Source organism: Streptomyces sp. NPDC046939, from assembly GCF_040644575.1.
Classification (GTDB): domain Bacteria; phylum Actinomycetota; class Actinomycetes; order Streptomycetales; family Streptomycetaceae; genus Streptomyces.
Genome location: NZ_JBEYWV010000003.1, coordinates 216,831 through 242,760 on the forward strand (window position 1 = coordinate 216,831; position 25,930 = coordinate 242,760).

Consider the following 25,930-nt stretch of genomic DNA (forward strand, 5'->3'; position numbering starts at 1 on the left):
TGGCTCAGTGCGCATCCGGCCAGTTCTCCGCGAGGTCGCCCCACAGGTAGGCGGTGGTCTCGACGCCCTTCATGAGGAGGTCGAGCTCGACCTTCTCGTTCGGGGCGTGCCAGCCGTCGGAGGGGACGGAGATGCCCAGGAAGAGCACGGGGGCGTCGAGGACGTCCTGGAGGTCGGCCGCCGGCCCCGAGCCGCCTTCGCGCGTGTAGCGGATCTTCTGCTCGAAGGCGCGGCCCATCGCCCGGACGACGGACTGCAGGGCCGGGTGGTCGAGCGGGGTCAGGCAGGGCCGGGTGGCGGCGCCGAAGGTGATCGTGTGGCTGATCCCGGCGGGCAGCTGTTCGGCGACCCAGGCGGTGACCGCCTTCTCGACGTGGTCGGGGTCCTGCCCGGCGACCAGCCGGAACGACAGCTTCAGCATGGCGGTGGACGGCACGATGGTCTTGCCGCCGGGGCCCTGGTAGCCGCCACCGATCCCGTTGACCTCCGCGGTGGGGCGGGCCCAGATGCGCTCCAGGGTGCTGTGTCCGGCCTCGCCGTGGGTGGCGTGGGACTTGGCGGTGCGCAGCCACTGCTCCTCGTCGAAGGGCAGCTCCGCGAAGAGTTCGCGCTCCCGGTCGGTGAGTTCCGCCACGCCGTCGTAGAAGCCGGGCACGGCCACGCGCGCGTGCTCGTCGTGGAGCGCGGCGACGAGGCGGGCGGCGGCGGTCGCCGGGTTCGGGACGGCGCCGCCGAAGGAGCCGGAGTGGATGTCCTGGTCGGGGCCGCGCAGCTCGATCTCGCAGTCGGCGAGGCCGCGCATCCCGGTGCAGACCGTGGGGGTGTCCTCGGACCACATGCCGGTGTCGGAGACGATCACGGCGTCGGCGGCGAGGCGCTCCTTGTGGCGCTCGACAAGGGCGCGGAAGTGCGGCGAGCCCGACTCCTCCTCACCCTCGACGAGCAGCTTGAGGTTGACGGCGGGGGCGGTGCGCCCGGTCAGGGCGAGGTGGGCGCGCACGCCCAGTGTGTGGAAGAACACCTGTCCCTTGTCGTCGGCGGCACCGCGCGCGTGGAGCCGGTTCCCGACGACGACGGGTTCGAAGGGGTCGGTGTCCCAGCCGTCCTCGCGGGCGGCGGGCTGTACGTCGTGGTGTCCGTAGACGAGCACGGTGGGCGCCTTCGGGTCGCCGGAGGGCCACTCGGCGTAGACGGCGGGGGCGCCGGGCGTCTCCCACACCTCGGTGGTCGGGAACCCGGTCGCGGCCAGGGCGGCGGCGAGCCATTCGGCGCTGCGCCGCACGTCCGGCGCGTGGGCGGGCTGGGCGGAGACGGAGGGGATCCGCAGCCAGGCCGCGAGGTCGTCGAGGAACGCCGCTCGGTTGTTCTCGATGTACGCACGGACCGTGCTGACCGCGTTGTCAGCGTTCTCGACGGGCTTGCTCATGCTCACGAGCCTAGTCCCCCGCCGGGGCGTGCTCGGTCGGCGGCTCCTCGGCGGGCTCCGCCGGGGCGTGCGGCTCCCCGGTCAGCAGCCGCTCCAGTTCGGCGCGGCCGGGCAGCCGCCGCGGCCGGACCGTCTCCCCGCTGCGTACGTAGACGAAGGCGGCGCTCACCGACTCCAGCGGCACCCCTTGCCGCTCGGCCCAGGCGAGCCGGTAGACGGCGAGCTGGAGGGGGTCGCCGTTCTGCCGGTGGCCGGTCTTCCAGTCGACGATCTCGTACGTGGCGTCGTCGCCCTCGCCGTCCTTGTAGACGGCGTCGATGCGGCCGCGCACGACCCGGTCCGCGACGGCCAGCTGGAAGGGCAGCTCGATCCGGTAGGGGGCGCGGTGCGCGTAGGGGGTGCGTTCGAAGGCTTCCTTGAGCGACTCCAGGTCCTGCTCGTCGGCGACCTCGGCGTCGCTGCCGGGCAGCTTCTCGGGGTCGAGCATGGGCAGGCGCAGCTCTTCGAAGCGGGACTCGATCCAGGCGTGGAAGCGGGTGCCGCGGCGGGCCGCGGGCTGGGGCGGGCGCGGCATCGGGCGGGCCAGCTCCTGGGCGAACCCGTCGGGGTCGGCGGCCAGGCGCAGCACCTGGGAGGCGGTGAGCGAGTGCGGCACGGGCACGTCGCGCACCCCGGCGCGGGCGCGCAGCAGCTCACCCGTGAGGGCGTCGAGGTCGCGGTCCCAGGAGGCGATGGTGCGGGCCTCCTCGGCGGTGAGCGTGGGCTCCGGGGAGGGGTGCGGGACGGCCGGCAAGGGCGGCTCGTCCACCGGCTCCGGCACGCGCGCGTGGGAGGGCGGTTCCTCCGCGGGGTGCGGGACGGCGGGCCGCTCGGTGGGCAGGGCGTCCCAGTCGTCGGGCAACTCCTCGGCGAACGCCTCGTCCCCGAGGGGCGGTTCCTCGTCGTCGGGCAGCTCCTCGGCGAACGCCTCGTCCGCGAGGGGTGGTTCCTCGTCGTCGGGCGGGGGCGGCCAGTCCGGGTCCTCGAAGGGGGGTTCGGCGTGGGCGGCGGGGTGCGTCTGCGTGTGCGCCCGGCCCTGCGCCGGATCGGCGGCGCGCTCCACGTGGGCGAGCACCGTGTCGGCCGCGGCGCGGCGGCGCGCCAGGGACGCCTCGTCGAGCGGCAGCGGCCAGGCGTGCTCGGCCGACGCCTCCTGGAGGGCCGGGTTCTCCGCGTCCTCGGCGGGCTCGTCGGCCCAGACCTCGATCTCGCCGTACCCGGCGGCACAGTGCTCGTACAGCGCCTGGAGGAAGTCGGACGGGCCGCGCCGCTTCTTCTGGGAGGGGCCCCACCAGTGGCCGGAGCCGAGCAGCAGCGTGCGCGGGCGCGTGAAGGTGACGTAGCCGAGGCGGAGCTCCTCGGTGTGCTGGTGGTCCTTCATGGCGGCGTGGAACGCCTTCATGCTGCGGGAGTCCCACGCCTCGATGTCGGGCAGGGTGGCGGCGTCACCGCGCAGTTCGTGCGGCAGGACCTTGCCCTGTGCGGTCCACTTCTCGCGGCCCTGGCTGCTGGGGAACGTGCCGTTGACGAGTCCGGGGACGGCGACGACGTCCCATTCGAGGCCCTTGGACTTGTGGGCGGTGAGCACCTTCACGGTGTTCTCGCCGCCCGGCAGCGCGTTGTCGAGGCCCTTCTCGTACTGGGCGGCGGTGCGCAGGAAGCCGAGGAAGGCGAGCAGGGACGCGGAGCCGTCGTTGGCCGCGAAGGAGGCGGCGATGTCGAGGAAGTTGGACAGCGTCTCGCGGCGGCGGGCCGCGAGGGCGTGCGGGGAGGCGGAGAGCTCGACCTCCAGGCCGGTGACGGCCAGGACGCGGTGCAGGACGTCCATCAGCGGGTCGGACAGGGAGCGGCGCAGGTCGCGCAGTTCGGTGGCGAGCCGGGCGAAGCGCACGCGCGCGTCCGGCGAGAAGGGCAGCCCGTCGTCGTCCCCGTCGGCCTCGACGGAGGTCTCCAGGAAGGTGTCGAGCGCGTCCGCGAGTGATATCACCTCGGAGGGGTCGACGCCTTCGACGGCCTCGGCCAGGCGCCGGTCGGGGTCGTCCTCGTCGCCCCCGCGCGCGTGGGAGACGAGGAGGCGGGCCCTGCGGCCGAGGAGGGCGAGGTCGCGGGGGCCGATGCGCCAGCGCGGTCCGGTCAGCAGCCGCACCAGTGACGCGTTGGCGCCGGGGTCCTGGAGCACCTCGCACACGGCGACGAGGTCGGCGACCTCGGGGAGGTGCAGCAGGCCCGACAGGCCGACCACCTCGACGGGGACGTCGCGGGCGACGAGGGCGCCCTGGATCTCGGCGAAGTCGGTCGCCGTGCGGCACAGGACGGCGATCTCGCCGGGCTCCTTGCCGGTGCGGACGAGATGGGCGATGGAGTCGGCGAGCCAGGCGATCTCCTCGCTGTGCGTCTCCAGGAGGGCGCAGCGCACGATGCCGTCGCGCTCGGCCCCGGGCGCGGGCCGCAGCGCCTCCACGCCCGCGTGCATCACGCGCAGCGGCTCGGCCAGCTCGTTGGCCAGGTCCAGGAGGCGGCCGCCGCTGCGCCGGTTCTCGCTGAGCGCGAAGCGGGTGGCCGGGCGGCCGTCGGCGTGGGTGAAGTGGCGGGGGAAGTCGTCGAGGTTGGCGACGGAGGCGCCGCGCCATCCGTAGATCGCCTGGCAGGGGTCGCCGACGGCGGTCACGGCGTGGCCGGTGTCGCCGCCGAAGAGGCCCGCGAGGAGGATGCGCTGGGCCACCGAGGTGTCCTGGTACTCGTCGAGCAGGACGACGCGGAACTCCTCGCGCAGGATCTCGCCGACCTCGGGGCGGGTGCTCGCCAGGGTGGCGGAGAGGGCGATCTGGTCGCCGAAGTCGAGGACGTCGCGGGCGCGCTTGGCCTCCCGGTAGCGGTCCACGAGCTCGGTCAGTTCGAGCCGTGCGGCGGCGGCCTCGGGGACCTTGCGCAGATCCGCGTTGCTGAGCTTGACGCCTTCCAGGGAGCGCAGCAGCTCGTGGTCGTACGCGCGCAGCCGGTCGGGCCGTACGAGGTGCTCGGCCAGCTCGGAGTCGAGGGCGAGGAGGTCGCTGACGAGGTCGGCGAAGGAGCGGGTGAGGGCGGGGTAGGGCCCCGGCGCCTCGCGCAGCACGCGCGCGGCGAGCTGAAACCGGGTGGCGTCGGCGAGCAGCCGCGTCGTCGGTTCGAGGCCGATGCGCAGCCCGTGGTCGGTCAGGAGCCGCCCGGCGAAGGCGTGGTACGTGGAGATCACGGGCTCGCCGGGAGGGTTGTCCGGGTCGATGGTGTCGGGGTCGGTGACGCCCGCCTTGACGAGGGCCTTGCGGACGCGCTCGGCCAGCTCGCCCGCCGCCTTGTTGGTGAAGGTGAGGCCGAGGACCTGCTCGGGCGCGACCTGTCCGGTGCCGACCAGCCAGACCACGCGCGCCGCCATCACCGTCGTCTTGCCGGAGCCGGCTCCGGCCACGATCACCTGCGGGGCGGGCGGCGCGACGATGCAGGCCGTCTGCTCCGGGGTGAACGGGATGCCGAGGAGCTCCTTGAGCTGCTCGGGGTCGGTGAGGCGGTTGGTCACCTCAATGAGGCTAACCGGCACCACTGACAGCACCGGCCCGAATCGGCACAGCGGAGGCGTACGTCACTCCCGTACGTCACTCCCGCACGTCACTCCACGACGTGCTGCCCCTCGGACCGCGCGCTGCACGAGGCGCGGAAGGCGCAATGCGTGCAGTGCTGTCCGGTGGTGGGGGTGAAGCGCTCGTCCAGGACCTTCCCGGCGGCGGTGGCCAGGAGGTCGCCGACCCACTCCCCTTCGAGCGGCTCCTGCGCCTGCACCTTGGGGAACGTCTCGCCGCCCGCCTTCTGGGGGGCGCCCTGGCGCAACTGCACCAGTTCGGCGCCGCCGGGGTGCGGTCGGGCCCCGTCGAAGTGCTCGTCGACTGCGCCCTCGCGCACGGCGAGCTGGTACACGGCGAGCTGCGGGTGGCGGGCCACCTCGGCGGCGCTGGGCGCCTGCTTGCCGGTCTTGAAGTCGACGACGTAGGCGCGGCCCTCGGCGTCGCGCTCGACGCGGTCCATGGAGCCGCGGATGCGTACCTCGTAGGAGCCCGCTTCGAGGGTCACGTCGAAGGCGTGCTCGCTGGCGACCGGGGTGCGTCCGGAGCGGTCCATGACGTGCCACTGGAGGAAGCGTTCGAGCGCCACGCGCGCGTGCTCCTTCTCCTGCGCCGACTTCCAGGGCGCGTCGAAGGCGAGCGCGTCCCACACGGAGTCCAGGCGCTCCATGAGGACGGCGAGGTCGGCCGGGGTGCGCCCGGAGGCGACCTCGTCGGCCAGGACGTGCACGACGTTGCCGAAGCCCTGCGCGGCGGTGGCAGGCGCGTCGGCCTTTACTTCGCGGCCGAGGAACCACTGCAACGCACAGGTGTTGGCGAGCTGGTCGAGGGCGCTGCCCGAGAGCACGACGGGCTGGTCCCGGTCCCGCAGGGGGACCTTGCTCTCGGTGGGCTCGTACATGCCCCACCAGCGGTACGGGTGGGCCGAGGGCACGAGCGGGCGGCCGTCGTCGTCGCTGAGCGCGGCGAGCCGGGCGAGGCGCCGGGCGGCGGCCTCCCGCAGGGCGTCGGAGACGCGCGGGTCGACCGTGGTGGCCCGCAACTCGGCGACCAGCGCGGCGACCGACAGCGGGCGGCGCGGGCGGCCGGTGACGTCCTTGGGCTCGACGCCGAGCTCGGTCAGGAAGCGGGAGGGCTGGTCGCCGTCGTCCGCGGGCGCCTTCACCGCGGTGACGACGAGGCGCTCCTTCGCGCGCGTGGCGGCCACGTAGAACAGGCGCCGCTCCTCGGCGAGGAGCGCGCCGGGCGTCAGCGGTGCGGCCAGGCCGTCGCGGCCGATGCGGTCCGCCTCCAGGAGGGAGCCGCGGCGGCGCAGGTCAGGCCACAGGCCCTCCTGGACGCCCGCGACGACGACGAGCCGCCACTCCAGGCCCTTGGAGCGGTGCGCGGTCATCAGCCGTACGGCGTCGGGACGCACGGCGCGCCCGGCCAGCGTGTCGGCCGCGATGTCCTGGGCCTCCAGCTCCTCCAGGAAGTTCCGGGCGCCCCGGCCGCCGGTGCGCTCCTCCGCGCGGGCGGCGATCGCGAACAGGGCGCACACGGCGTCGAGGTCCCGGTCCGCGTTGCGTCCCGCGGCGCCTCCGCGGCGTGCGGCGCGCTCCAGCCGCTGCGGCCAGGGCGTGCCGTTCCACAGCTCCCACAGGGCCTCTTCCGCGGTGCCCCCGTCGGCGAGCTTCCGGCGGGCCGTCGCGAGGAGGGCGCCGAGACGCTGCGCACCGCGCGCGTAGGCGGGGTCGTGCAGGGCGAGGCGTTCGGGCTCGGCGAGGGCGCGGGCGAGCAGTTCGTCGGAGGGCGGCGGCACGTGGTTGCCCGCGGCGCGCTCCTCCTCGCGCAGGGCGCGCCCGAGGCGGCGCAGGTCCGCGGCGTCCATACCCGCCAGCGGCGAGGTCAGCAGGGTGAGGGCGGTCTCGACGTCGAGCCGGAAGGCCGCGCCGTCCGCGTCCCCGTCGGCCGGGCTCTGCGCGACCGCCTTCAGCGCGGTGAGCAGCGGTGCGACGGCCGGTTCGTGGCGCAGCGGCAGGTCGTCGCCGTCGATGTCCAGGGGGACGCCCGCCGCGGTGAGCGCGCGCCGTACCGAGGGGATGCTGCGCGCGCCCGCGCGCACCAGGACGGCCATGTCGCTCCATGGGACGCCGTCCTCCAGGTGGGCCCGGCGCAGGATGTCCGCGATGTTGTCGAGCTCGGTGCCTGCTGTCGGGTACGTGTAGACCTCGGTCCTGCCGCCCTCGCGGACGGGTCTGAGCGCGCGGTGGGCGCGCACCTTGTCGGCGGGCAGGCGGGTCAGCGGCATCCGCTGGGTGATGCGCCGGGTGGCCTCAAGGAGGCTGCTTCCGGAGCGCCGCGAGGTGGTGAGGACCTCGACCGGGGCGGGCGCGCCGTCCGCGCGCGGGAAGGCGTCCGGGAAGTCCAGGATGCCGTTCACGTCGGCGCCGCGGAACGTGTAGATCGACTGGTCCGGGTCGCCGAACGCGACCAGGGTGCGGCCCCCGCCCGCGAGCGCGTGCAACAGCCTGACCTGGGACGGGTCGGTGTCCTGGTACTCGTCGACGAACACGGCGTCGTACTGCGCGGCCAGATGTCCGGCGACCTCCGGGCGGTGGGCGAGGAGCACGGCCCGGTGGACGAGTTCCGCGTAGTCGACGACGCCCTGCATGTCGAGGACGTCCAGGTACTCGGCGAGGAACGTGGCGGCGGCGCGCCAGTCCGGGCGGCCTGTGCGGCGCGCGAACGCGTCCAGGGCGGCGGGGCCCAGGCCCAGCTCGCGACTGCGGGCGAGGACCGCGCGCACCTCGTCGGCGAACCCGCGCGTGGTGAGGCAGGCGCGCAGTTCGTCGGGCCAGCGGACGTGCGCGAGCCCGGCCTGCTCCAGGTCGATCTGCCCGGCGAGCAGCTCGCGCACGGCGACGTCCTGCTCGGGGCCGGACAGCAGGCGCAGCGGTTCGACGAAGAGGTTCGCGTCCTGGTGGGCGCGGACGAGGGCGTAGCAGAAGGAGTGGAAGGTCGTCGCCTGCGGGGCGCGGGCCGCCCCTATGCGCAGCGCCATCCGGTCGCGCAGTTCGACGGCCGCCTTGCGGCTGAAGGTGAGCACGAGGATGCGTCCGGGCTCCGTGCCCTTGGCGACGCGCGCCGCCACCGCCTCCACCAGCGTCGTGGTCTTGCCCGTCCCCGGCCCGGCCAGGACGAGCAGGGGTCCGTGGTCGTGGTCAACCACAGCCCGCTGAGGTGCGTCCAGACGAGGGGGGTCCACGGAGGTCGGCGGGGTACGCACCAGTCGATACGCACCCGGGATCCGCTGTCGGACCGCATGGTGCGACAGGTGCCTGGTGGATGAGGGGGAGCTCACGTGGATCGCTGGTCCTGGTGGGTGTGCGGGTGGTCGGAGGGCCGGCCGTGCGAAACGGTGGCTGAGGGGCGAAGGAGGTGTCTGTCATCGGCGGTGCCGTCGACGCTACGCCGTCGAGTGTGGCGGAAGCCGGGCTTCCGACGCCTTCCTCACGTCACCGCGGGCTCAGATGTGCCCAGTCTCACGAACGGACACGGTCGTGGCGAAGTGCCCCCGGCGCGCCGTTTCCCCCGTACGGGCCACCGGCACCCCGCCCGCGCGCGGGATGGCCGAAGCTGTCACCTGTGAGCTTCCGTACGTGTCCGGCCGTCCCACCGGGCCCGCTTCATGTCCAGGCGCGGCAGGTGGCCCTCGGCGGACCGGGGGGCGTCCCGCAGGGGCGTGCCCTCCTCCCGGTAGTGGCCGAGCGCTCTCAGTTCGTGGCCGGGGAGCAGGGCCCCGTCCGCGCGCACCACGCGCCACCAGGGCACGCCGCCGCCGTAGAGGGCCATCACACGCCCCACTTGGCGCGGGCCGCCCTCCTGAAGCCACTCCGCGACGTCCCCGTACGTCATGACACGGCCGGGCGGGATCAGTTCGGCGACCTCAAGGACCCGCTCCGCGTACTCCGGGTAGGCCGGCAGCCCGTCCGCCGGCTCGCTCTCCTCGCTCATCCGATCCATCCTGCCCCACGCCACCGACAACGCGGAGGGCCGTACGAAATGCACCCTGATGCCTCCCCGCGGCGCCGGGACATGCCACCATCGTGCGGGCGGTGATCGGTGATACGAGATCAAGAAGAGACGACGGAGCAGCAGAGCGTGCACCCCGACGAGGCGGAGGGCACCTCTGTGACACCGGCGCGCCCTGAGAACGTGGCCGCGGAGGCCGCCGAGACGAAGCCCGAGCTGCCCCTGCACGACCCCGACTGCGCCGACACGGAGACGCACGCGGAGCGGGTGGAGGGCGACGAACCACTGCTCCCCGCGCGCGTGCACCGCCCCTCCGACCTGATGCGGCTGCTCGTGGGCGTGCTCGCGATCGCCGTGCTGCTGGCCATCGCCGCGTTCGCGCACGCCACGACGTCGGGCTTCGCCCAGGACATCAACAAGGGCACGGGGCAGGCGCCCGACCTGCTGACCAAGTTCGCGGGTCTCGCCTCCAGCATCGCGATCCTGCTGGTCCCGGTCGCCTTCGCCATCGAGCGGCTGATCAAGCGGGACGGGCTGCGGATCGCCGACGGCGTGCTCGCGGCGGTCCTCGCGCACGGGGTGACGCTCGCGACGGACCTGTGGGTCGCCAAGGCAGCGCCGCAGTCCATCCAGGACGCGCTCACCAAGGTGTCGCCGGGCGACATCCACGCGCTCACCGACCCCGTCCACGGCTACCTCGCGCCCGTCATCGCGTACATGACCGCCGTCGGGATGTCCCGGCGACCACGCTGGCGCGTCGTGCTGTGGGTGGTGCTGCTGCTCGACGCGTTCGCGATGCTGGTCACCGGCTACACCACGCCGTTCTCGATCATCCTGACCATCCTCATCGGCTGGACCGTCGCCTACGGCACGCTGTACGCGGTCGGCTCGCCCAATGTGCGCCCCACCGGGCAGACGCTCCTCGCGGGCCTGCGCCATGTCGGCTTCCACCCCGTCAGCGCCTCGCGCGAGGAGGCGCACGAGGGCGCCACGGAGAACGGCGACAGGGGGCGGCGCTACTTCGTCACCCTGGAGGACGGCCCGCCCCTCGACGTCACCGTCGTCGACCGGGAACAGCAGGCGCAGGGCTTCTTCTACCGCGTGTGGCGCCGTCTGACGCTGCGCGGCATCACCCAGCGCCGCAGCCTCCAGTCGCTGCGCCAGGCCCTGGAGCAGGAGGCGCTGCTCGCCTACGCGGCGATCTCCGCCGGGGCGAACGCGCCCAAGCTGATCGCCACCTCCGAGCTCGGCCCCGACGCCGTCATCCTCGTCTACGAGCACATCGGCGGCCGCTCCCTCGACTCCATGGCGGACGAGGAGATCACCGACGACCTGCTGCGCGACACCTGGCACCAGGTGCAGGCGTTGCAGTCCCGGCGGATCGCCCACCGGCGGCTCGCGGGCGACGCGCTCCTGGTGGATCGTTCCGGCACGGTGTTCCTCACGGATCTGCGCGGCGGTGAGATCGCCGCGGGCGAACTGGTCCTGCGCATGGACATCGCGCAGATGCTCACCACCCTCGGCCTGCGCGTCGGCGCGGAGCGCGCGGTGGCCTCCGCCGTCGGCGTCCTCGGCCCCGACACCGTCGCCGACTGCCTTCCGTTGCTCCAGCCGATCGCGCTCACCCGCACCACCAGGGCGACGCTGCGCAGGCTCGGCCGGGAGCGCGCCCAGCGCGAGCGGGAGGCCGTCCTGGAGGCGTCCAGCAAGGCCAAGCAGGCCCGCCTGGAGGAAGCCGCCGCCGAAGGACCGACGTCCGTGCGCGCCGAGAAGAAGTCCGAGAAGAAGTCCGAGAAGGCGGAGCGGCAGGCCGAGAAGCGCGCCATAGACGTCGCCCTGGACGAGGCGCGCGAGGAGGACCTGCTCACCCAGATCCGCCACCAGGTGCTCCGCATCCGGCCGCAGGCGCCCGTCGAACCGGCCCGCCTGGAGCGCATCAGGCCGCGCACCCTGATCAGTTTCATCGCGGGCGCGATCGGCGCGTACTTCCTGCTGTCGCAGCTCACCCACATCGACTTCGGCGCGATCGTCGGCGAGGCCGAGTGGGGCTGGGTCGGCCTCGCCGTGGTGTTCTCCGCGCTCAGCTACGTGGCCGCGGCGATGAGCCTGCTGGGCTTCGTGCCCGAGCGGGTCTCCGTCCCACGGACCGTGGCGGCCCAGGTCGCCGGGTCGTTCGTGAAGATCGTCGCGCCCGCGGCCGTCGGCGGTGTGGCGCTCAACACGCGCTTCCTGCAGCGCGCGGGCGTCCGCCCCGGGCTCGCGGTCGCCAGTGTCGGTGCCTCGCAGTTGTTCGGCATGGGCAGCCACATCCTCCTGCTGCTGACCTTCGGCTATCTGACGGGGACGGAGAAGACCCCGTCCCTGTCGCCGTCCCGGACCGTCATCGCGGGCCTGCTGACCGTGGCGGTGCTCGTCCTTGTCGTGACGTCGATCCCGTTCCTGCGGAAGTTCGTCGTCACGCGCGTGAGGTCGCTCTTCGCCGGGGTGGTCCCGCGCATGCTGGACGTGCTCCAGCGGCCCCGCAAGCTGCTCACCGGCATCGGCGGCATGCTGTTCCTCACCGCCTGCTTCGTGATGTGCCTGGACGCCTCCATCCGCGCCTTCGGCGACAACACGACGCACCTGAGCCTCGCCAGCGTCGCCGTGGTCTTCCTCGCGGGCAACGCGCTGGGCTCCGCCGCGCCCACCCCGGGCGGCGTGGGCGCCGTCGAGGCGACGCTGACGGTGGGTCTGATCGCCGTCGGCCTGCCCAAGGAGGTGGCGGCCCCCGCCGTCCTGCTCTACCGCCTGCTCACCTTGTGGCTGCCCGTGCTGCCCGGCTGGCTGTTCTTCAACCACCTGACGCGCAAGGGCGCTCTGTAACGCGCGCGTGCCGCCCGAAAACGCCGGAACGACCTCACTCGCACAGCCCGCAGCCCGAGCGTCCCGCACCGCGCCGCCGCAGGATGGACGCATGCCGTTCCCGTCCCGGCCCCGCGCCGCCGCCCTGGCCGTCACCGCCGCGCTGCTGTCCGCCTCCCTGGCCGCGTGCGGCGGGTCCTCCGAGGACGACGTGGACCTGCCGTCCCAGAGGCTGGACTGGAAGGACTGCCCCGCGCCCGCGGACTCCCAGGGCGGAGGCGGCGCCCCGTCCCCGCTGCCCGGCGGCGCGGCATGGCAGTGCGCCACCATGAAGGCGCCCCTCGACTGGGCCGACCCGAAGGGCCGCACGATCGACCTCGCGCTGATCCGCGCCAAGGCGAGCGGCGACAAGGACAAGCGCATCGGCTCGCTGCTGTTCAACTTCGGCGGCCCCGGCGGCTCGGGCGTCACCAGCCTGCCCGCCTTCGCCGACGACTACGCGAAGCTGCGCACCCGCTACGACCTGGTCAGCTTCGACCCGCGCGGGGTGGGCCGCAGCGCCGGCGTCACCTGCGAGAACGACGACCAGCTCGACGCGTACTTCCAGCAGGACTCCACCCCGGACGACACGGCGGAACGGACCGAACTCCTGCACAACATCAAGGCGTTCAACAACGCCTGCGAGAAGAACTCCGGCAGGACGCTCCCCCACGTCCGCACCACCGACGCGGCCCGCGACATGGACCTGATGCGCCAGGTCCTCGGCGACGACAAGCTGCACTACTTCGGCATCTCCTACGGGACCGAACTCGGCGGCGTCTACGCGCACTTGTTCCCCCGGCATGTGGGGCGCGCCGTGTTCGACGGCGTCGTCGACCCCACGCAGAACTCCGAACAGGGCGCACTGGGCCAGGCCGAGGGGTTCCAGCGCGCACTCGACAACTACGCGAAGGACTGCACGTCCAAGGACGAGGGCTGCCCGGTCGGCGACACGCCCAAGGAGGTCAAGGAGAAGATCGCCAAGCTGCTCGACGAGCTGGACGACGAGCCGATCCCCGGCATCTTCCCCCGCGACCTGACGCAGACCGCCGCCACCAACGGCATCGCCCAGTCCCTGTACTCGCAGGACTTCTGGGAGTACCTCACCGAAGGGCTGCAACAGGCGTACGACGGCGACGGCAAGGTCCTGATGATGCTGTCCGACTCGATGAACGGGCGGAACGAGGACGGCAAGTACAGCAACACCCAGGCCGCCAACACCGCCGTCAACTGCGCCGACGACAAGCCGCGCTACACGGCCGAGGACGTGGAGGCGAAGCTGCCCGCGTTCCGGGCCGCCTCACCGCTGTTCGGGGACTTCCTGGCCTGGGGCATGCTCGGCTGCACCGGGTGGGCGGTCGACGGCGCCGCCGACCATCCGGACGTCAGCGCCTCCGGCTCCGCGCCGATCGTCGTCATCGGCAACACCGGTGACCCGGCGACCCCGTACGAGGGCGCGCGAAGGATGGCCGACGCGCTCGGCGACGGCGTGGGCGTCGAGGTGACGTACAAGGGCCAGGGACACGGGGCCTACGACAGCGGCGACACGTGCGTACACGCCGCCGTGGACGACTACCTCCTGAACGGGAAGGTCCCGAAGAAGGGAACCGTCTGTTCGTGAAAATACGGACGGGCCCCCGCGCGAAGTGCGCGGGGCCCGTCCGGGACCGTCGTGGCCGGGCGGTGTGCCCGGCGGACCGGCTAGTAGACCGGCTTGTCGGGCTCGATCTGGTTGACCCAGCCGATGACGCCGCCGCCGACGTGCACGGCGTCCGCGAAGCCCGCGGACTTCAGCACGGCGAGGACTTCCGCACTGCGGACACCCGTCTTGCAATGCAAGACGATCTTCTTGTCCTGCGGAAGGCCCTCCAGGGCGGTGCCCATGAGGAACTCGTTCTTCGGGATCAGCCGGGCGCCCGGGATGGAGACGATCTCGTACTCGTTCGGCTCGCGGACGTCGATGATCTCGATGCTCTCGCCGTCGTCGATCCACTCCTTGAGCTGCTTGGGAGTGATCGTCGAACCGGCCGCCGCCTCCTGGGCCTCCTCGGAGACGACGCCGCAGAAGGCCTCGTAGTCGATGAGCTCGGTGACGGTCGGGTTCTCGCCGCAGACCGCGCAGTTCGGGTCCTTGCGGACCTTGACCTGGCGGTACTGCATCTCCAGGGCGTCGTAGATCATCAGGCGGCCGACCAGCGGCTCACCCACGCCGGCCAGGAGCTTGATCGCCTCGGTGACCTGGATGGAGCCGACGGACGCGCACAGCACGCCGAGGACGCCGCCCTCGGCGCAGGAGGGGACCATGCCGGGGGGCGGGGGCTCCGGGTAGAGGCAGCGGTAGCAGGGACCGTGCTCGGACCAGAAGACCGAGGCCTGGCCGTCGAAACGGTAGATCGAACCCCAGACGTACGGCTTGTTCAGCAGCACGCACGCGTCGTTGACCAGGTAGCGCGTCGCGAAGTTGTCCGTGCCGTCGACGATCAGGTCGTACTGGCTGAAGATGTCCATCACGTTCTCGGCCTCGAGCCGCTCTTCGTGCAGGACCACGTTCACGTACGGGTTGATGCCGAGGACCGAGTCCTTCGCGGACTCCGCCTTGGACCGGCCGATGTCGGACTGGCTGTGGATGATCTGGCGCTGCAGGTTCGACTCGTCGACCTCGTCGAACTCCACGATGCCGAGCGTGCCCACGCCGGCCGCGGCCAGGTACATCAGGGCCGGCGACCCGAGGCCACCGGCGCCCACACAGAGCACCTTGGCGTTCTTCAGCCGCTTCTGCCCGTCCATCCCGACATCCGGGATGATCAGGTGGCGGGAGTACCTGCGGACCTCGTCTACGGTGAGCTCAGAGGCTGGCTCGACCAGGGGTGGCAGCGACACGGGGACTCCGTTGGTCGGTATCTACGTACGGTTGTTCTGTCTGCAACACTGCCACGCCCTCCTTCATTCCGAGACACCTGGTCCGATCCGCGAGACGATCTCGTCCCAGTAGCCGGGCATCGCCTCCCAGGGGTCGCTCAGGCCCCCGCGGTCCGTGTGGTCGGTGAACCAGACCGTGCCCGCGCCCTGCCAGCGCGCGATGCGCAGCGCCTCGTCGAGATGGCCGCGGGGCGTGCCGTGCACGAAGTGGCAGAACCGCTCGGGCGGATAGTCGGCGGTCCACTCCGCCACCTGCGACCAGCGGTAGTCGCTCCACGGCCCGGAGAACGTCACCAACTGATCGCCGGTCTCGGCGTAGCCGGGGTAGGGGTGGGTGCCGTGGCCGAGCACGATGTGCGCGTCGTCGACGAGCGCGCGCAGCGTCGCCACGGTGCGCCGCACCTCGGGCAGGGCGACCCGCTCGGTGGGGCAGCGGTCGAGGCTGAACCCGTCGACCTGGTACCAGTCGAGGAAGCGGTGGGCGTCGGAGACGAGCTCGCCGAAGGAGCGGGCGCCGTAGGTCAGGTCGAGGTGACCGAGGACGCGGACGCCCGCGTTGCGCAGACGGCCCGCTGCCTCCAGGCAGTGCGGGTCGGGCCGGGCGCCGGGCCCGCGGGCGACATTGAGGACGACCCAGTGCACGGGGACGTTCGGGCGGGTCGGCTCGGCCCACTCGGCGGGCGCGACGAGGGGGTGCGCGAAGCCGGGGATGCCGAGGCCGAGGCGTACGTCGGTGCTCGACAGGCCGGTCGCGGTCGGGGTCAGATACGGCATGCCGCCTCCATCCAGATGTCGGCGAGTGACTCTTCGAGGTTGATGCGGGGACGCCAGCCGAGCCGGTCGCGGGCCGTGCGCACGTCGGCCTGCTGCCAGCTTCCGCAGCCGTCCGGGTACGGGTACGCGGCGGGCGGCGGCCCCTGCGTCCCGTGGTCGGATTCGGAGCGGGGGTGGATGACGGATTGCCGCATCGGGCCGACCGGCGCGTCGAGTTCGTGGAGGGCGCCGCCGAATCCGGCGACGCGGGCGAGGACGGCGGCGGCGTCGCGCAGGCGCACGGCGCGGCCGGAGCCGATGTTGATCACGCCCTGGGCGGCGGAGAGCGACGCGGCGTGCACGGCGCGCGCGACGTCGCGTACGTCGATGAAGTCGCGCTGGGCGCCGAGGCCGCCGAGCTTCAGCTCACCGTCCCCCGCCTGCATCGCGCGGCGCATCGCCTCGGCGAGCCGGCCGAGCGGGGAGCCGGCCGGGGTGGCGGGTCCTGCGGGTGAGAAGACGCGCAGGACGACGGCGTCCAGACCGGAGCCGAGGACGAGTTCGGTGGCGGCGAGCTTGCTGACGCCGTACGGGCCGCCGGGGCGCGGCACGGCGTCCTCGGCGGTGGACGAGCCGGGCTGGGAGGGGCCGTACTCGGCGCCGCAGCCGATCTGCACGAGGCGGGCGCCGCAACTGCTGCGGCGCAGGGCCTCGCAGATGGTGGCGACGGCGACCGTGTTGTGCCGGGTGAGGTCGCGGGCGCCGCCGCGGGTGGCGCCCGCGCAGTTGACGACCACTCCCGGGTGGACGGCGTCCAGGAAGCGGGTGAGCGCGCCCGGGCTGCCGGTGGCGAGGTCGAAGCGGACGTCGGCGTCGTCGCCCCGGCCGAGCGCGGTGAGCTGCACGGCGGGGTCCGCGAGGAGTCTGTCGGCGACGAAGCGGCCGAGGTATCCGTTGGCTCCGATCAGCAGGACCCTCATCGGGCGCCTCCCGTCTTGCGCGCTCCGTGGGTGTCGCGCGGCCCGTGGGGTCCGGAGTATCCGGCGTATCCGGCGCCTCCGGGGGGAGGGGTGGTCATCTGGTGTTCTCCTTCTGCGTTGTGCCGTGAGTCGGCGGGACGGCCCGCGGTGTCGGCCCCGCGGGAAAGGGGTGTGCCTGACTGGAAGGCGGATGGCGCGGTGCGCTCGGTGCGGCGCTCCGCGGTGGTCAGGGAGCGCCCCCTGCCGCGGCGCTGTCCGCGCTCGCGTGGGCGGAGGCGCGGGTCAGCGTGCGCAGGGCGTGCACGAGCAGCGCGAGGGCGGCCGCGCCACAGGCCGGACCGGGGACGACGCCCGCGCCCAGGGCGTCGACGGCTGCCTCGACGGGTGCGCCCACGGCGTCGCAGCCGGGCAGGCGCGCGGCGAAGACGGAGGCGATGGCCAGGCCCTCGACGGCCGCGGCGGTGCCGAGCACGACGGCGGGGGCGTGCGTGCGCCCGTGCACGATGAGGAGCCGGGCGAGCAGCAGCAGGACTCCGAGCGAACCGGCCCCGGCGTAGTCGACGTCCTGGTCGAGCAGGGCTCCCGACAGACCGAGGAGGGCCGTCAGGGCGAGCGTGAACAGGGCGACGACGGCGAGGAGCAGCGGCCGCGCGGAGGCGGTGAACTCGGCGAGTCCACGGCTGGTGGCCAGGCGGCGGCGGGCCCCGGTCGCGTACAGCGCGGCGCACCAGGCGGCGGGCGCGGCGGCCACGGTGAGCGCGAGGAGCGGTGCGGTCCTCGGGGGCCAGGTGCCGTCGGGGCCGCCGGACAGCGCGGCGGTCAGCAGATCGTCGCCGAGCAGGGCGTAGGCGAGGAGCCAGCCGACCGAGAGGCGGGTCGTGAGCGTGGCCGGACGGCTCTTGGCGCGCAGCGGTCCGTGGCGCAGGGCCGTGCGCAGGGCGAAGGCACCGGCCAGCGCACCGGTGACGCCGACGGCAGCTCGCGCGGTGCCGGAGGTGAACGTGAGCGCGGCCAGGGTCAGGGCGCAGACCGCGCCGGGGAGCAGGGTGAGCAGGGCCCATGCGCCGCGCGGGCCGGTGGCCGGTGCGGGCGCGGAGGGGGTGGCCGCGCCGGGCTCGTCCTGTTCGCCGTTGCGCGGCACGCGCGCGTACATCTCCTCGGCGAGCGAGAACACGTCCTTGTGCCGGTAGCGGGCCGCGGCCCGGTCGGTCAGACCGTGCGCCTCCAGCCCGGCGGCGATCTCCAGCGGGTCGATGGCCCGCTCGCAGAGTTCACGGTGCCGGTGCATCAGGGCCTTCACGGGGTCGGCGTTGGTGCGACGGTGGGGGCGGGCAGGCTCGGCGCTCCGGGCAGGCCGTCCCGTCGAGGCGTCCGCGAGGGCCCGCGCCGAGGCCGTGCCCCAGGCGGGCGCGGGCGTCGGCACCCGGGGCAGGTCCGTCCCGGTGCCGTCGCCGGTCGTGGTCCGTGTCGTGTCCGCGCGCCCTCTCATGCCCTGCCCTCTCCGCCGCCCTGGCTGACTCCGGCCAATTGCTCGCGCCTGCCGCCCTCGGCGCTCGGGGCCCAACTGGGGAGTCGGCTGGGCCCCGAGGTGCGTGCCGCCCAGTGGCCGGGGACGTGCGCCTCGGCCGGGTGGGAGAACGGGAGGGGGTCCCCGGCGTCGTCCATGGCGTCCCGGCGGACCGGGCAGTGCGAGACGATGTCGAGGTAAATGCTGTGAAATGCCGCGACGTTCTGTTCGACGGTGAAGAGTTCGAGGGCCCGCGCACGAGCGGCGGCGCCGAGCCGTTCACGGCGCCCGGAGTCGCGCAGCAGGGCCACGCACGCCTCGGCGAGCGCCCGCGGATTGCGGGGCGGCACGACGAGCCCGGTGCCGCCGATGGCCTCGACGACCGCGCCCACGTCCGTCGACACGGTCGCCCGCCCGCAGAACATGGCCTCGACCAGGCTGACCGGGAACCCCTCGACGACGCTGGACAGGACGACGACGCTGCCCGCGCCGTAGACCTCGGCGAGATCGGACGCCCCGGGGTCGCCGAGCTCCTCGAAGGAGACCGGGTTCTCGCCGACGGCGTGCATCCCGGCGGCCTCGTCGGGGAAGAGCTGCGCGGCCAGCGCCTTGCAGTGCCCGAGGTACGTCCCGGCTTCCGCGGGGCCGGGGCGGACCGGCATCGTCTCCACGATCCGCAGCCGCGCCTCCGGTTCCTCCTTGCGGATCTCCGCGAAGGCGTGGAGGAGGGAGATGAGGTCCTTGGCCGGTTCAACGCGTCCGACCCAGACGAGCGTGCCGGGCTCCCCCGGCTCCTCGCGCTCGCCGACCTCGGCGAAGCGGGACGCGTCCATCCCGGGGTGGACGGTGCGCATCTTGGCGCGGTCGGCGCCGCACCGCTCCTGCCAGCGGCGGGCGTGCGCGTCGCCCGGGGTGATCACGGTGGCCTGCCGGTAGACCTCGGCGGCGAGCAGCCCGTGGAAGGAGGCGAGCAGCGCCCGGACCGGCGCGCTCAGCTCGGCGTCCCCCGCCGCGAGGTACTGGGCCCGCAGCCGGACCCCGTACTCGGTGACGAGCAGCGGCACGCCGTGGAACCGCTTGGCGAGCAGGCCGGGCAGGGCGGCGGCCCCGCCCGACGTGGCGTGACACAGGTCGACCGAGCCGAGCCCGCCGGCCGCCTCGCCCTCGTGGGGGTCGGCGTACCAGTCGAGCGAGAGGGGGCGCAGGGCGCGCTCGATGTGTCCGGCGCAGACGAGCAGGTCGGGGACGCGCGCGGCGCGGGCGGCGCGCAGGGCGCCGGGGGCGCGGCAGGCGCGCTCCAGGATGCGTACGGCCGTCTCGGAGCGGAGTGCCACGTGAAGGGGCCCCTCGTCGCGGGCGAGTTCGGCGAGGCCGTACAGCGCCGTGGCGAAACGGTCCGCCTCCACGGGCGCACCTCGTACGCCGAGCGCACCACCGGCTCCGCCGCTCCCCTCGCCCGCGGCCTCGAACCCCGCCCCGTGGACGACCGCCGACGCCAACTCCTGGTACAGCGTGGCGAACCGGCGCCGCGCGCGCCGTCCGAGCGCGCCGCCCCGCACGCCGTCCTCGCTCCCCGCGTCCGTCCACAGGCGCGCGGTCCGCACCCGGCGCACCTGCGGGGGCAGGGCGAGCAGGCCCGCTTCCTCCTGCTCCCGGTCGCGGGCGAGCGCGTAGAGGTCGAAGTCGTGCTGTGCGAGCCCGCGCACGAGCCGGTCGCACCAGAGTCCGGCCTCACCACCCGCATACGGGTAGCCACCCTCTGTCAACAGTCCGATGCGCACGAGCACACCCCCGCTCTGCCGTTGGGGGAGCCGCCGTTGACTCGGCGGCTCACAGCGGGACGAACGTATGCGGACATGCCGGTGGCGCGATGGACGGTTGTCCATCGCGCCACCGGAAGGGGTGAACGGCCGTAACTTTCCCGCGCGCGTGACGTTCGGTCGCGCTAAGGGACGGTTCCGCTACAGAACGCTACGGAGTGTCAATCAATCCTCGGATAGACCCAGGGGTTGGGCTTGCACGTGATCCCGTCGGAGCTGAGGGACTTGGTCTGCTGCTGCATGACCGGCGCGAGCGCGCCCTTCTGCGAGCAGTTCACGTGGTTGTGGCCGAGCCGGTGGCCGACCTCGTGGTTGATGAGCATCTGCCGGTACGGGTAGATGGCCTGGTCGTGCAGTACGTCGTCGTACGTCTTCGAACCCTGCGCCCACCGATAGGCGTTGATCATGACCCGGTCGGTGGCGGCGGAGTCGCACGACACGTTGTCCTCGGTCGTGTCGAGGCCGGACTTGGCGCACCAGGCGGCCGTGGTGCCGGGGCTGGCGAGCGTGATCACGAAGCGGGGCTTGCCCTTGGAGACGCGCTCGAAGGTGTAGGCGCCGTCGTGCGCCCAGCTCCGCCGGTCGTTCAGGGTCTTCTGGACCGCCTGGGCGAACAGTTCGCCGTCGAGCCCGAGCCCCTTCTCGACGTCGACGCGGTAGAGGACGTGGTCCCCGCCGTGTCCGGGCGCCTTGTCTGAGCCGGGGACCGTCTCGAAGTCCCCCGGGCCCTTGAGGTTCGCGGCCAGCGGGTACTTCTTGCTCATCTTCTGCGCGTACGTCGCCGGGGCGGCCTGCGCCGTCTGAGAGGGGGTCGGCCGGTCGTCCGAGCGCGACGCCGAACCACTGTGCACGCGCGGCCCGTCGGCGGCCTGGGCGCGCGCGTCGCCCGCCGCACCGCCGTCCTTGTCGGTGACCTGTCCGGCGACCACGACCGCGAGCACGGTGGTGACGGCCGCGGCGGCGATACCGGTGTAGGTGAAGCCCCGGCCGCGCTTCTCGCGCTCGCCGCCCCCGTCCGGCCCGCTCTTCTTCTCCGGGACCGGCCCCGCACCCGAGGGCGTCGGCGCCTTGTCGTCCCAGTCCGTCACGGACGCGTACGGATCCTTCGGCGGCCCCTGGGACGCACCGCGCGACCCGGCGGCGGTCTTCGGGACCGCCTTGCCGCTCCCCTTGTCGAACGCGTCGACGTACTCCTGCCGGGGCCGCGGCACTATCGGCGCCCCGGCGGGCCTCCCGACGTTCCGCCCGGCGCCGGGGGCGCCCCAGCCGCCGCCCGGCTCCCGCTGCTCGGGGTGGCCGCCGCGGCCGCGCGGCACCTCGGGCGCCGCCGACGCGTGCGCCGGGGTGGCCGGCCCGGTGGGCGGCTCCGCGGGAACCTTGCGCCGGCGCCCTGTGCCCGGACGCACCGGACCGGGGACGCCGGAGTCGCGGGGTTCCCCTGTGCGCACGGCCGCGGCCGGCGCCTCAGCCATGTCGGCGCTCTCGACGCCGTCTGCCGGTCCTCGGCGGCTGTGCCGTCCCACTGGCCGCCTCAGCTCCCCTGCTCCGTAGCGCTGCCTGCCGCGCTGCCCGTCGCGATGTCCGGCGTACTGCCCGCCGTCTCGCTTGAATTGCCGTTCGCAACGCTACCGGTCGCGCTCCGGCCCGGTGTCGCGGGATCACGCTCCCCGTTCAACGCCTCGATGTCCGCGAGGAGTTCCCGGAACGCCGTCGCGACCCTCTCGGGGTACTCCATCATCGCGACATGCCCCGCGTCCGGGAGCGTGAGGAGGCGTGAGTCGCGGAAGGTGCGCGCCGCGCGCGCCGCCATCCGGTACGAGACGAGCTGGTCGCGCCCCCCGTAGACGAGCAGGGTCGGCGCGAGCACCCGCTCGGCCTGGCGCCACAGTCCGTGCTGGCCGCCGAGGGTGTACGCGTTGACCACCCCGCGCGCGGAGCGGGCCATCGCGTCCCAGAAGTACGGGAGTTGCAGGCGGCGCTCCATCTCCTCCACGGCGGCCTTGAAGCCCTCCGGGGAGACCCGGCCGGGGTCGCCGTAGCAAAGGGCGGTGACGCCGCGTACGCGCTGCTCCGCCGTCCACTCCTTCGTCAGGCGCGTGAACAGCGCGGCGACGCCGGGGACGGCGAGGAGCCCGGTCGGTACGGCGGTGCGCTGGATCCGCAGCTCGGGCAGGGCCGGTGACACCAGCGTCAGCGTGCGGACGAGGTCGGGGCGGACGGCGGCGACGCGGGTCGCGATGGCGCCGCCGAGCGAGTTGCCGAAGAGGTGGACGGGGCCGCGCCCCTGCGCGTCGAGGTAGCGGATGACCGCGCGCGCGTGCCCGGTCACCGAGTAGTCGCCGTCGTCCGGCGGCGGGGAGTCGCCGAAGCCGGGCAGGTCGAGGGCCTCGCCGTCGACGCTGTCCTCGAGCAGCGGCATGAGCGCCGACCAGTTCTGCGAGGAGCCGCCGAGCCCGTGGACGTACAGGGCGGGCGGCAGCCCTTCGCGCGTGGCGGGCCGGGACCGGACCGAGAGCGTCAGCCCCGGCAGGGCGACCGAGCGCAGCCGCTCCCCCTCACCGACCTTGACGGTGCCCGGCTTGGGCACCGCGGCGGCGATGGCGGGAGGCACACGCGGCGAATCGGTCGAAGGCATGCGGCATATGTTACGAGACGATCACGCAGGGGATCGTGTGTTCGCCGTCACAGAGTGCTCATAGTTCTACCCAAAGCTCATCGGCCCTGGTCCGCAGTACGGGCCGGAGATCGCATCGCGTCGCCTTCTGGTGTCTCCTACGCTCGATTCAGGGCACCCGCCCACACAAGGAACCGATAGATCCAGGTGAGGAAGGGAGCCGTTCATGGCGATCGACCCCGATGAGCCCGAGACGTTCGCGGCCGACGAGCCCCAGGAGATCGATGTGGAGGCGCCGGAGGCGGACATCGCCGAGCAGCTCACGGAGGTGGCGCCCGTCGAGGACGACACACCCCCGGTGCCGGCCGCGCCGGACGCCGCCGACGAGGGGGACCTGGCCGAGCAGGCGCGCGTCGTGGCGCTCGACGAGGACGATTACCGGTAGCGGCGGCGGAAGGCGTGTGCCGGTGGTTTGCGCCGCTTTGCGAGTGGAGCGACGCCGCACATGGCTTTCACAGTCGTCCGGTCCATGAAATTCTGCGCTCGCACCGCGCACATCATGGTTACCCAAAAGTACGATGACGGCGCGGCGCACACCGCGCACGGACGATTTTGGGAGGCGGCGTGACAGCCACCGAGCAGACGGAGGCAGCGCGCCCCAAGGGCACGCGCCTGCCGCGCCGAGCCCGACGCAACCAGCTTCTGGGCGCGGCCCAGGAAGTTTTTGTCGCACAGGGGTACCACGCGGCCGCGATGGACGACATCGCCGAGCGGGCCGGGGTCAGCAAGCCGGTGCTCTACCAGCACTTCCCGGGCAAGCTCGACCTCTACCTGGCCCTGCTCGACCAGCACTGCGAGTCGCTGTTGCAGTCGGTCCGCACGGCTCTGGCCTCGACCACGGACAACAAGCAGCGCGTGGCGGCCACCATGGACGCCTACTTCGCGTACGTCCAGGACGACGGCGGGGCGTTCCGCCTCGTCTTCGAGTCGGACCTGACGAACGAGCCGGCGGTGCGCGAGCGCGTCGACCGGGTCAGCCTGCAGTGCGCCGAGGCGATCTCGGACGTGATCGCCGAGGACACGGGCCTGTCCAAGGACGAGTCGATGCTGCTCGCCGTCGGCCTGGGCGGTGTCTCGCAGGTCGTCGCGCGGTACTGGCTGTCGAGCGAGAGCCCTGTCGAGCGCGACAAGGCCGTTCAACTGCTGACGTCACTGGCCTGGCGCGGCATCGCCGGGTTCCCGCTGCACGGCGCGGACCCGCACGCGGAGCAGCACTGAGCGACCCGGCAGGAAGGGGCGCGGGGCCACCTCGCGCTTTGTTCCCGTTTCGCTGTTCGCTCTTGGCGTGCAGCCGGGGCACCAGGTGCCTCGTCTCACCGGGCTAATGTTTGCTGCGTACGGCGCGCGGTCGTCCGCGCACATCACGGATCGTCGGAGGGACAAGGCCGTGGAGGTCAAGATCGGCGTGCTGCACACGCCCCGCGAGATCGTTCTGGAGAGCGGCCAGCCCGCCGAGGAGGTCGAGAGCGCGGTGGCCGAGGCGTTGTCCGGCAAGGCGCAGTTGCTCTCCCTGACGGATGAGAAGGGCCGCAAGGTGCTGGTGCCGGCCGAGCGCCTCGCCTACGTGGAGATCGGCGAGCCGTCGGTGCGCAAGGTGGGCTTCGGCCCGCTGTAACGCGCGCGACGAGCGGTACGGAAGTACAGCAGCACGGCAGTACGAGGAAGGGTCCGGCGGCACGGTGCCGCCGGACCCTTTCGCGTTCACAGGACACACACAGCGGGGGCCCGGAGAAGGATTGCGCCGGGTGGGCCAGGGGTAGATCGACTAAAGACCGATTTGCACCAACTGGCAGCGCGGGAGGGACCCTCACCATGCTTCTTGAAGCTCTCGGCTCCGCACTGCTCGGCCTGGCCCTCGCATGGGCCGTGGGCCTGCGGATGCCGCACCGTCTCCCGTCGCGCGCGCTCGTCCTCGCGACCGGAGTCATCGGCGCCCTGTTCGGGGCGTTCATCACGCACAACGCGCTGGGAGCGGCAGGCCATGCGCTGACCACGCTCGTCGGCGCGCTCGTCCTGTCGGCGGCCCTGCTGTCGCTGCTGATCCGCCCCACCCGTGGCAGAGCGCACCGGCTGAGCCCGAACGCGTAGCCACCGGCGAACGGGAGAGCTACGCGGCGAGGCCCAGCGCCGCCATCCGCTTGGTGTGCGCCTCGGTGATGCGCGAGAACATCTTGCCGACCTCCGCGAGGTCGAAGCCGTCGGCCACACCCCCGACCAGCATCGTCGACAGGGCGTCGCGGTCGGCGACGACCCGCTGCGACTGGGAGAGCGCCTCGCCCATGAGCCGGCGCGCCCACAGGGCGAGGCGCCCGCCCACGCGCGGGTCGGCGTCGATCGCGGCCCGCACCTTCTCCACCGCGAACGAGGCGTGCCCCGTGTCGTCGAGGACCGCGAGCACCAGGGAGCGGGTGTCCGAGTCGAGCCGGGCCGCGACCTCCCGGTAGAAGTCACTGGCGATCGAGTCGCCCACGTACGCCTTGACCAGGCCCTCCAGCCAGTCCGACGGGGCGGTCTGGCGGTGGAAGCCGTCAAGGGCGCCGACGAACGGGTCCATGGCGTCGGTCGGCTCGACACCGATCGCCGACAGCCGGTTGCTCAACTGCTCGAAGTGGTGGAACTCGGCGGACGCCATCTTCGCCAGCTCCGCCTTGTCGGCGAGCGTCGGCGCCAGCTTCGCGTCCTCCGCGAGCCGCTCGAACGCGGCCAGCTCCCCGTACGCGAGCGCGCCGAGCAGGTCGACGACGGCGGCGCGGTAGTTCTCGTCCGCGGAGGCGGTCGCCCAGTCCTGGGCGGCGATACCGGTCGCGGCGGGGGTCGCTCCGGCGGACGGCTTGGCGTTGTCAGGCGTCTCCATGAAGCGCACAATAGCCCGCTCCACGCCTCCGGTAAGTCCCTGGTCAAAGAGTGTGACGACGGCTACGTGACCAAATCGGCCATCGCACATGCGCGTTTCCGGGGTATGGTGGTAAAGAGCCCGCCGCGTGCAAGTCCGAATCCTGGCGCTTGCGCGTACTCGCGACGGGCCGCACGAATGAGGATGCCCGGTCGGAGGCCCGATCGGCTCCGACCCGACAGCCCTCCGGCTCGTCCGTCACACGGCGTACGGCACGAGGAGGGGCCCTCAGCGGCACGAGCGCTCGAGCGTCGGCAGTGGTCCCGCGTCAACCGGTCCACCCGCACCTCGCATGGTGCGGATCGAGACCGGCGTACCACCGGCACGGTCACGACCCCCGCGTTCGCCTCGCACCGCACCTCACAGAAGAGGCAGCACCCTGACTACGCAGACTTCCACGTTCCGACAACTCGGCATCCTGCCCGAGACCGC

General features: G+C 73.2%; 18 protein-coding genes. 6 read left to right on the forward strand and 12 right to left on the reverse strand.

Annotation, left to right across the window (positions count from 1 at the left end; all coding sequences use genetic code 11):
• Positions 1 to 4 precede the first annotated feature (4 nt).
• From ABZ877_RS05030 to ABZ877_RS05045, 4 genes are all read right to left on the reverse strand, one after another.
• A complete protein-coding gene (locus ABZ877_RS05030) occupies positions 5 to 1,426 on the reverse strand; it encodes a dipeptidase (protein ID WP_361064460.1) in 1,422 nt (473 codons plus the stop codon).
• A gap of 10 nt (positions 1,427 to 1,436) precedes the next feature.
• Positions 1,437 to 5,018, reverse strand: a complete 3,582-nt coding sequence (locus ABZ877_RS05035) for an ATP-dependent DNA helicase (protein WP_361064463.1) — start codon at positions 5,016 to 5,018, stop codon at positions 1,437 to 1,439.
• 89 nt (positions 5,019 to 5,107) lie between these two features.
• Complete coding sequence (locus tag ABZ877_RS05040) at positions 5,108 to 8,401, reverse strand: ATP-dependent DNA helicase (protein WP_361064466.1); 3,294 nt, start codon at positions 8,399 to 8,401, stop codon at positions 5,108 to 5,110.
• A 278-nt stretch (positions 8,402 to 8,679) separates the two neighbouring features.
• The gene (locus ABZ877_RS05045; RefSeq protein ID WP_361064469.1) at positions 8,680 to 9,054 is read right to left on the reverse strand and encodes an MGMT family protein; all 375 of its coding nucleotides are present in this window, start codon (positions 9,052 to 9,054) and stop codon (positions 8,680 to 8,682) included.
• A gap of 108 nt (positions 9,055 to 9,162) precedes the next feature.
• On the opposite strand from ABZ877_RS05045, the gene ABZ877_RS05050 reads away from it, so the two are divergent.
• Positions 9,163 to 11,934: a lysylphosphatidylglycerol synthase transmembrane domain-containing protein gene (locus ABZ877_RS05050; protein WP_361064472.1), complete on the forward strand. Its 2,772-nt coding sequence runs from the start codon at positions 9,163 to 9,165 to the stop codon at positions 11,932 to 11,934.
• 91 nt (positions 11,935 to 12,025) lie between these two features.
• Positions 12,026 to 13,573 (forward strand): alpha/beta hydrolase, encoded by a 1,548-nt coding sequence (locus tag ABZ877_RS05055; protein ID WP_361064475.1) that lies wholly within the window; start codon positions 12,026 to 12,028, stop codon positions 13,571 to 13,573.
• Positions 13,574 to 13,653: 80 nt separating this feature from the next.
• Here ABZ877_RS05055 and moeZ read toward each other — a convergent pair whose 3' ends face one another.
• The 7 genes from moeZ to ABZ877_RS05090 form a co-directional block, all read right to left on the reverse strand.
• Positions 13,654 to 14,832, reverse strand: coding sequence for an adenylyltransferase/sulfurtransferase MoeZ (gene moeZ, locus ABZ877_RS05060; protein ID WP_361064478.1), 1,179 nt, complete (start codon positions 14,830 to 14,832; stop codon positions 13,654 to 13,656).
• 63 nt (positions 14,833 to 14,895) lie between these two features.
• Positions 14,896 to 15,645, reverse strand: coding sequence for a spherulation-specific family 4 protein (locus tag ABZ877_RS05065; protein ID WP_361064481.1), 750 nt, complete (start codon positions 15,643 to 15,645; stop codon positions 14,896 to 14,898).
• Positions 15,633 to 16,604, reverse strand: a complete 972-nt coding sequence (locus tag ABZ877_RS05070; protein ID WP_361064484.1) for an NAD-dependent epimerase/dehydratase — start codon at positions 16,602 to 16,604, stop codon at positions 15,633 to 15,635. Before ABZ877_RS05070 ends, ABZ877_RS05065 begins: the two co-directional genes overlap by 13 nt.
• Positions 16,605 to 16,830: 226 nt before the next feature.
• Entirely contained in the window at positions 16,831 to 18,093 is a 1,263-nt protein-coding gene (locus ABZ877_RS05075; RefSeq protein ID WP_361064487.1) for a hypothetical protein, read from the reverse strand.
• Positions 18,090 to 19,892, reverse strand: coding sequence for a DUF3492 domain-containing protein (locus tag ABZ877_RS05080; protein WP_361064490.1), 1,803 nt, complete (start codon positions 19,890 to 19,892; stop codon positions 18,090 to 18,092). Before ABZ877_RS05080 ends, ABZ877_RS05075 begins: the two co-directional genes overlap by 4 nt.
• A 200-nt stretch (positions 19,893 to 20,092) precedes the next feature.
• Positions 20,093 to 21,403, reverse strand: a complete 1,311-nt coding sequence (locus tag ABZ877_RS05085) for a DUF3152 domain-containing protein (protein ID WP_361064492.1) — start codon at positions 21,401 to 21,403, stop codon at positions 20,093 to 20,095.
• 59 nt (positions 21,404 to 21,462) lie between these two features.
• On the reverse strand, positions 21,463 to 22,566 hold the full coding sequence (locus ABZ877_RS05090) for an alpha/beta hydrolase (protein ID WP_361064495.1): 1,104 nt from the start codon (positions 22,564 to 22,566) through the stop codon (positions 21,463 to 21,465).
• A gap of 205 nt (positions 22,567 to 22,771) precedes the next feature.
• Between ABZ877_RS05090 and ABZ877_RS05095 the strand changes: the two genes are divergently transcribed.
• From ABZ877_RS05095 to ABZ877_RS05110, 4 genes are all read left to right on the forward strand, one after another.
• Positions 22,772 to 22,990, forward strand: coding sequence for a hypothetical protein (locus tag ABZ877_RS05095; RefSeq protein ID WP_361064498.1), 219 nt, complete (start codon positions 22,772 to 22,774; stop codon positions 22,988 to 22,990).
• 179 nt (positions 22,991 to 23,169) lie between these two features.
• Positions 23,170 to 23,823: a TetR/AcrR family transcriptional regulator gene (locus ABZ877_RS05100; protein WP_361064501.1), complete on the forward strand. Its 654-nt coding sequence runs from the start codon at positions 23,170 to 23,172 to the stop codon at positions 23,821 to 23,823.
• A gap of 169 nt (positions 23,824 to 23,992) precedes the next feature.
• Complete coding sequence (locus tag ABZ877_RS05105) at positions 23,993 to 24,220, forward strand: DUF3107 domain-containing protein (RefSeq protein WP_361064504.1); 228 nt, start codon at positions 23,993 to 23,995, stop codon at positions 24,218 to 24,220.
• Positions 24,221 to 24,417: 197 nt separating this feature from the next.
• On the forward strand, positions 24,418 to 24,693 hold the full coding sequence (locus ABZ877_RS05110) for a hypothetical protein (RefSeq protein WP_361064507.1): 276 nt from the start codon (positions 24,418 to 24,420) through the stop codon (positions 24,691 to 24,693).
• 19 nt (positions 24,694 to 24,712) lie between these two features.
• Here ABZ877_RS05110 and ABZ877_RS05115 read toward each other — a convergent pair whose 3' ends face one another.
• Positions 24,713 to 25,468 (reverse strand): ferritin-like fold-containing protein, encoded by a 756-nt coding sequence (locus tag ABZ877_RS05115; protein ID WP_361064774.1) that lies wholly within the window; start codon positions 25,466 to 25,468, stop codon positions 24,713 to 24,715.
• Between the last annotated feature and the right edge of the window lie 462 nt (positions 25,469 to 25,930).

Bases quoted from the DNA above. Each gene is read 5' to 3' on its own strand.
- ABZ877_RS05030 (WP_361064460.1), bottom strand. From the start codon at position 1,426: ATGAGCAAGCCCGTCGAGAACGCTGACAACGCGGTCAGCACGGTCCGT.
- ABZ877_RS05045 (WP_361064469.1), bottom strand. From the start codon at position 9,054: ATGAGCGAGGAGAGCGAGCCGGCGGACGGGCTGCCGGCCTACCCGGAG.
- ABZ877_RS05055 (WP_361064475.1), top strand. From the start codon at position 12,026: ATGCCGTTCCCGTCCCGGCCCCGCGCCGCCGCCCTGGCCGTCACCGCC.
- ABZ877_RS05065 (WP_361064481.1), bottom strand. From the start codon at position 15,645: ATGCCGTATCTGACCCCGACCGCGACCGGCCTGTCGAGCACCGACGTA.
- ABZ877_RS05070 (WP_361064484.1), bottom strand. From the start codon at position 16,604: ATGAGGGTCCTGCTGATCGGAGCCAACGGATACCTCGGCCGCTTCGTC.
- ABZ877_RS05075 (WP_361064487.1), bottom strand. From the start codon at position 18,093: ATGAGAGGGCGCGCGGACACGACACGGACCACGACCGGCGACGGCACC.
- ABZ877_RS05085 (WP_361064492.1), bottom strand. From the start codon at position 21,403: ATGGCTGAGGCGCCGGCCGCGGCCGTGCGCACAGGGGAACCCCGCGAC.
- ABZ877_RS05090 (WP_361064495.1), bottom strand. From the start codon at position 22,566: ATGCCTTCGACCGATTCGCCGCGTGTGCCTCCCGCCATCGCCGCCGCG.
- ABZ877_RS05095 (WP_361064498.1), top strand. From the start codon at position 22,772: ATGGCGATCGACCCCGATGAGCCCGAGACGTTCGCGGCCGACGAGCCC.
- ABZ877_RS05110 (WP_361064507.1), top strand. From the start codon at position 24,418: ATGCTTCTTGAAGCTCTCGGCTCCGCACTGCTCGGCCTGGCCCTCGCA.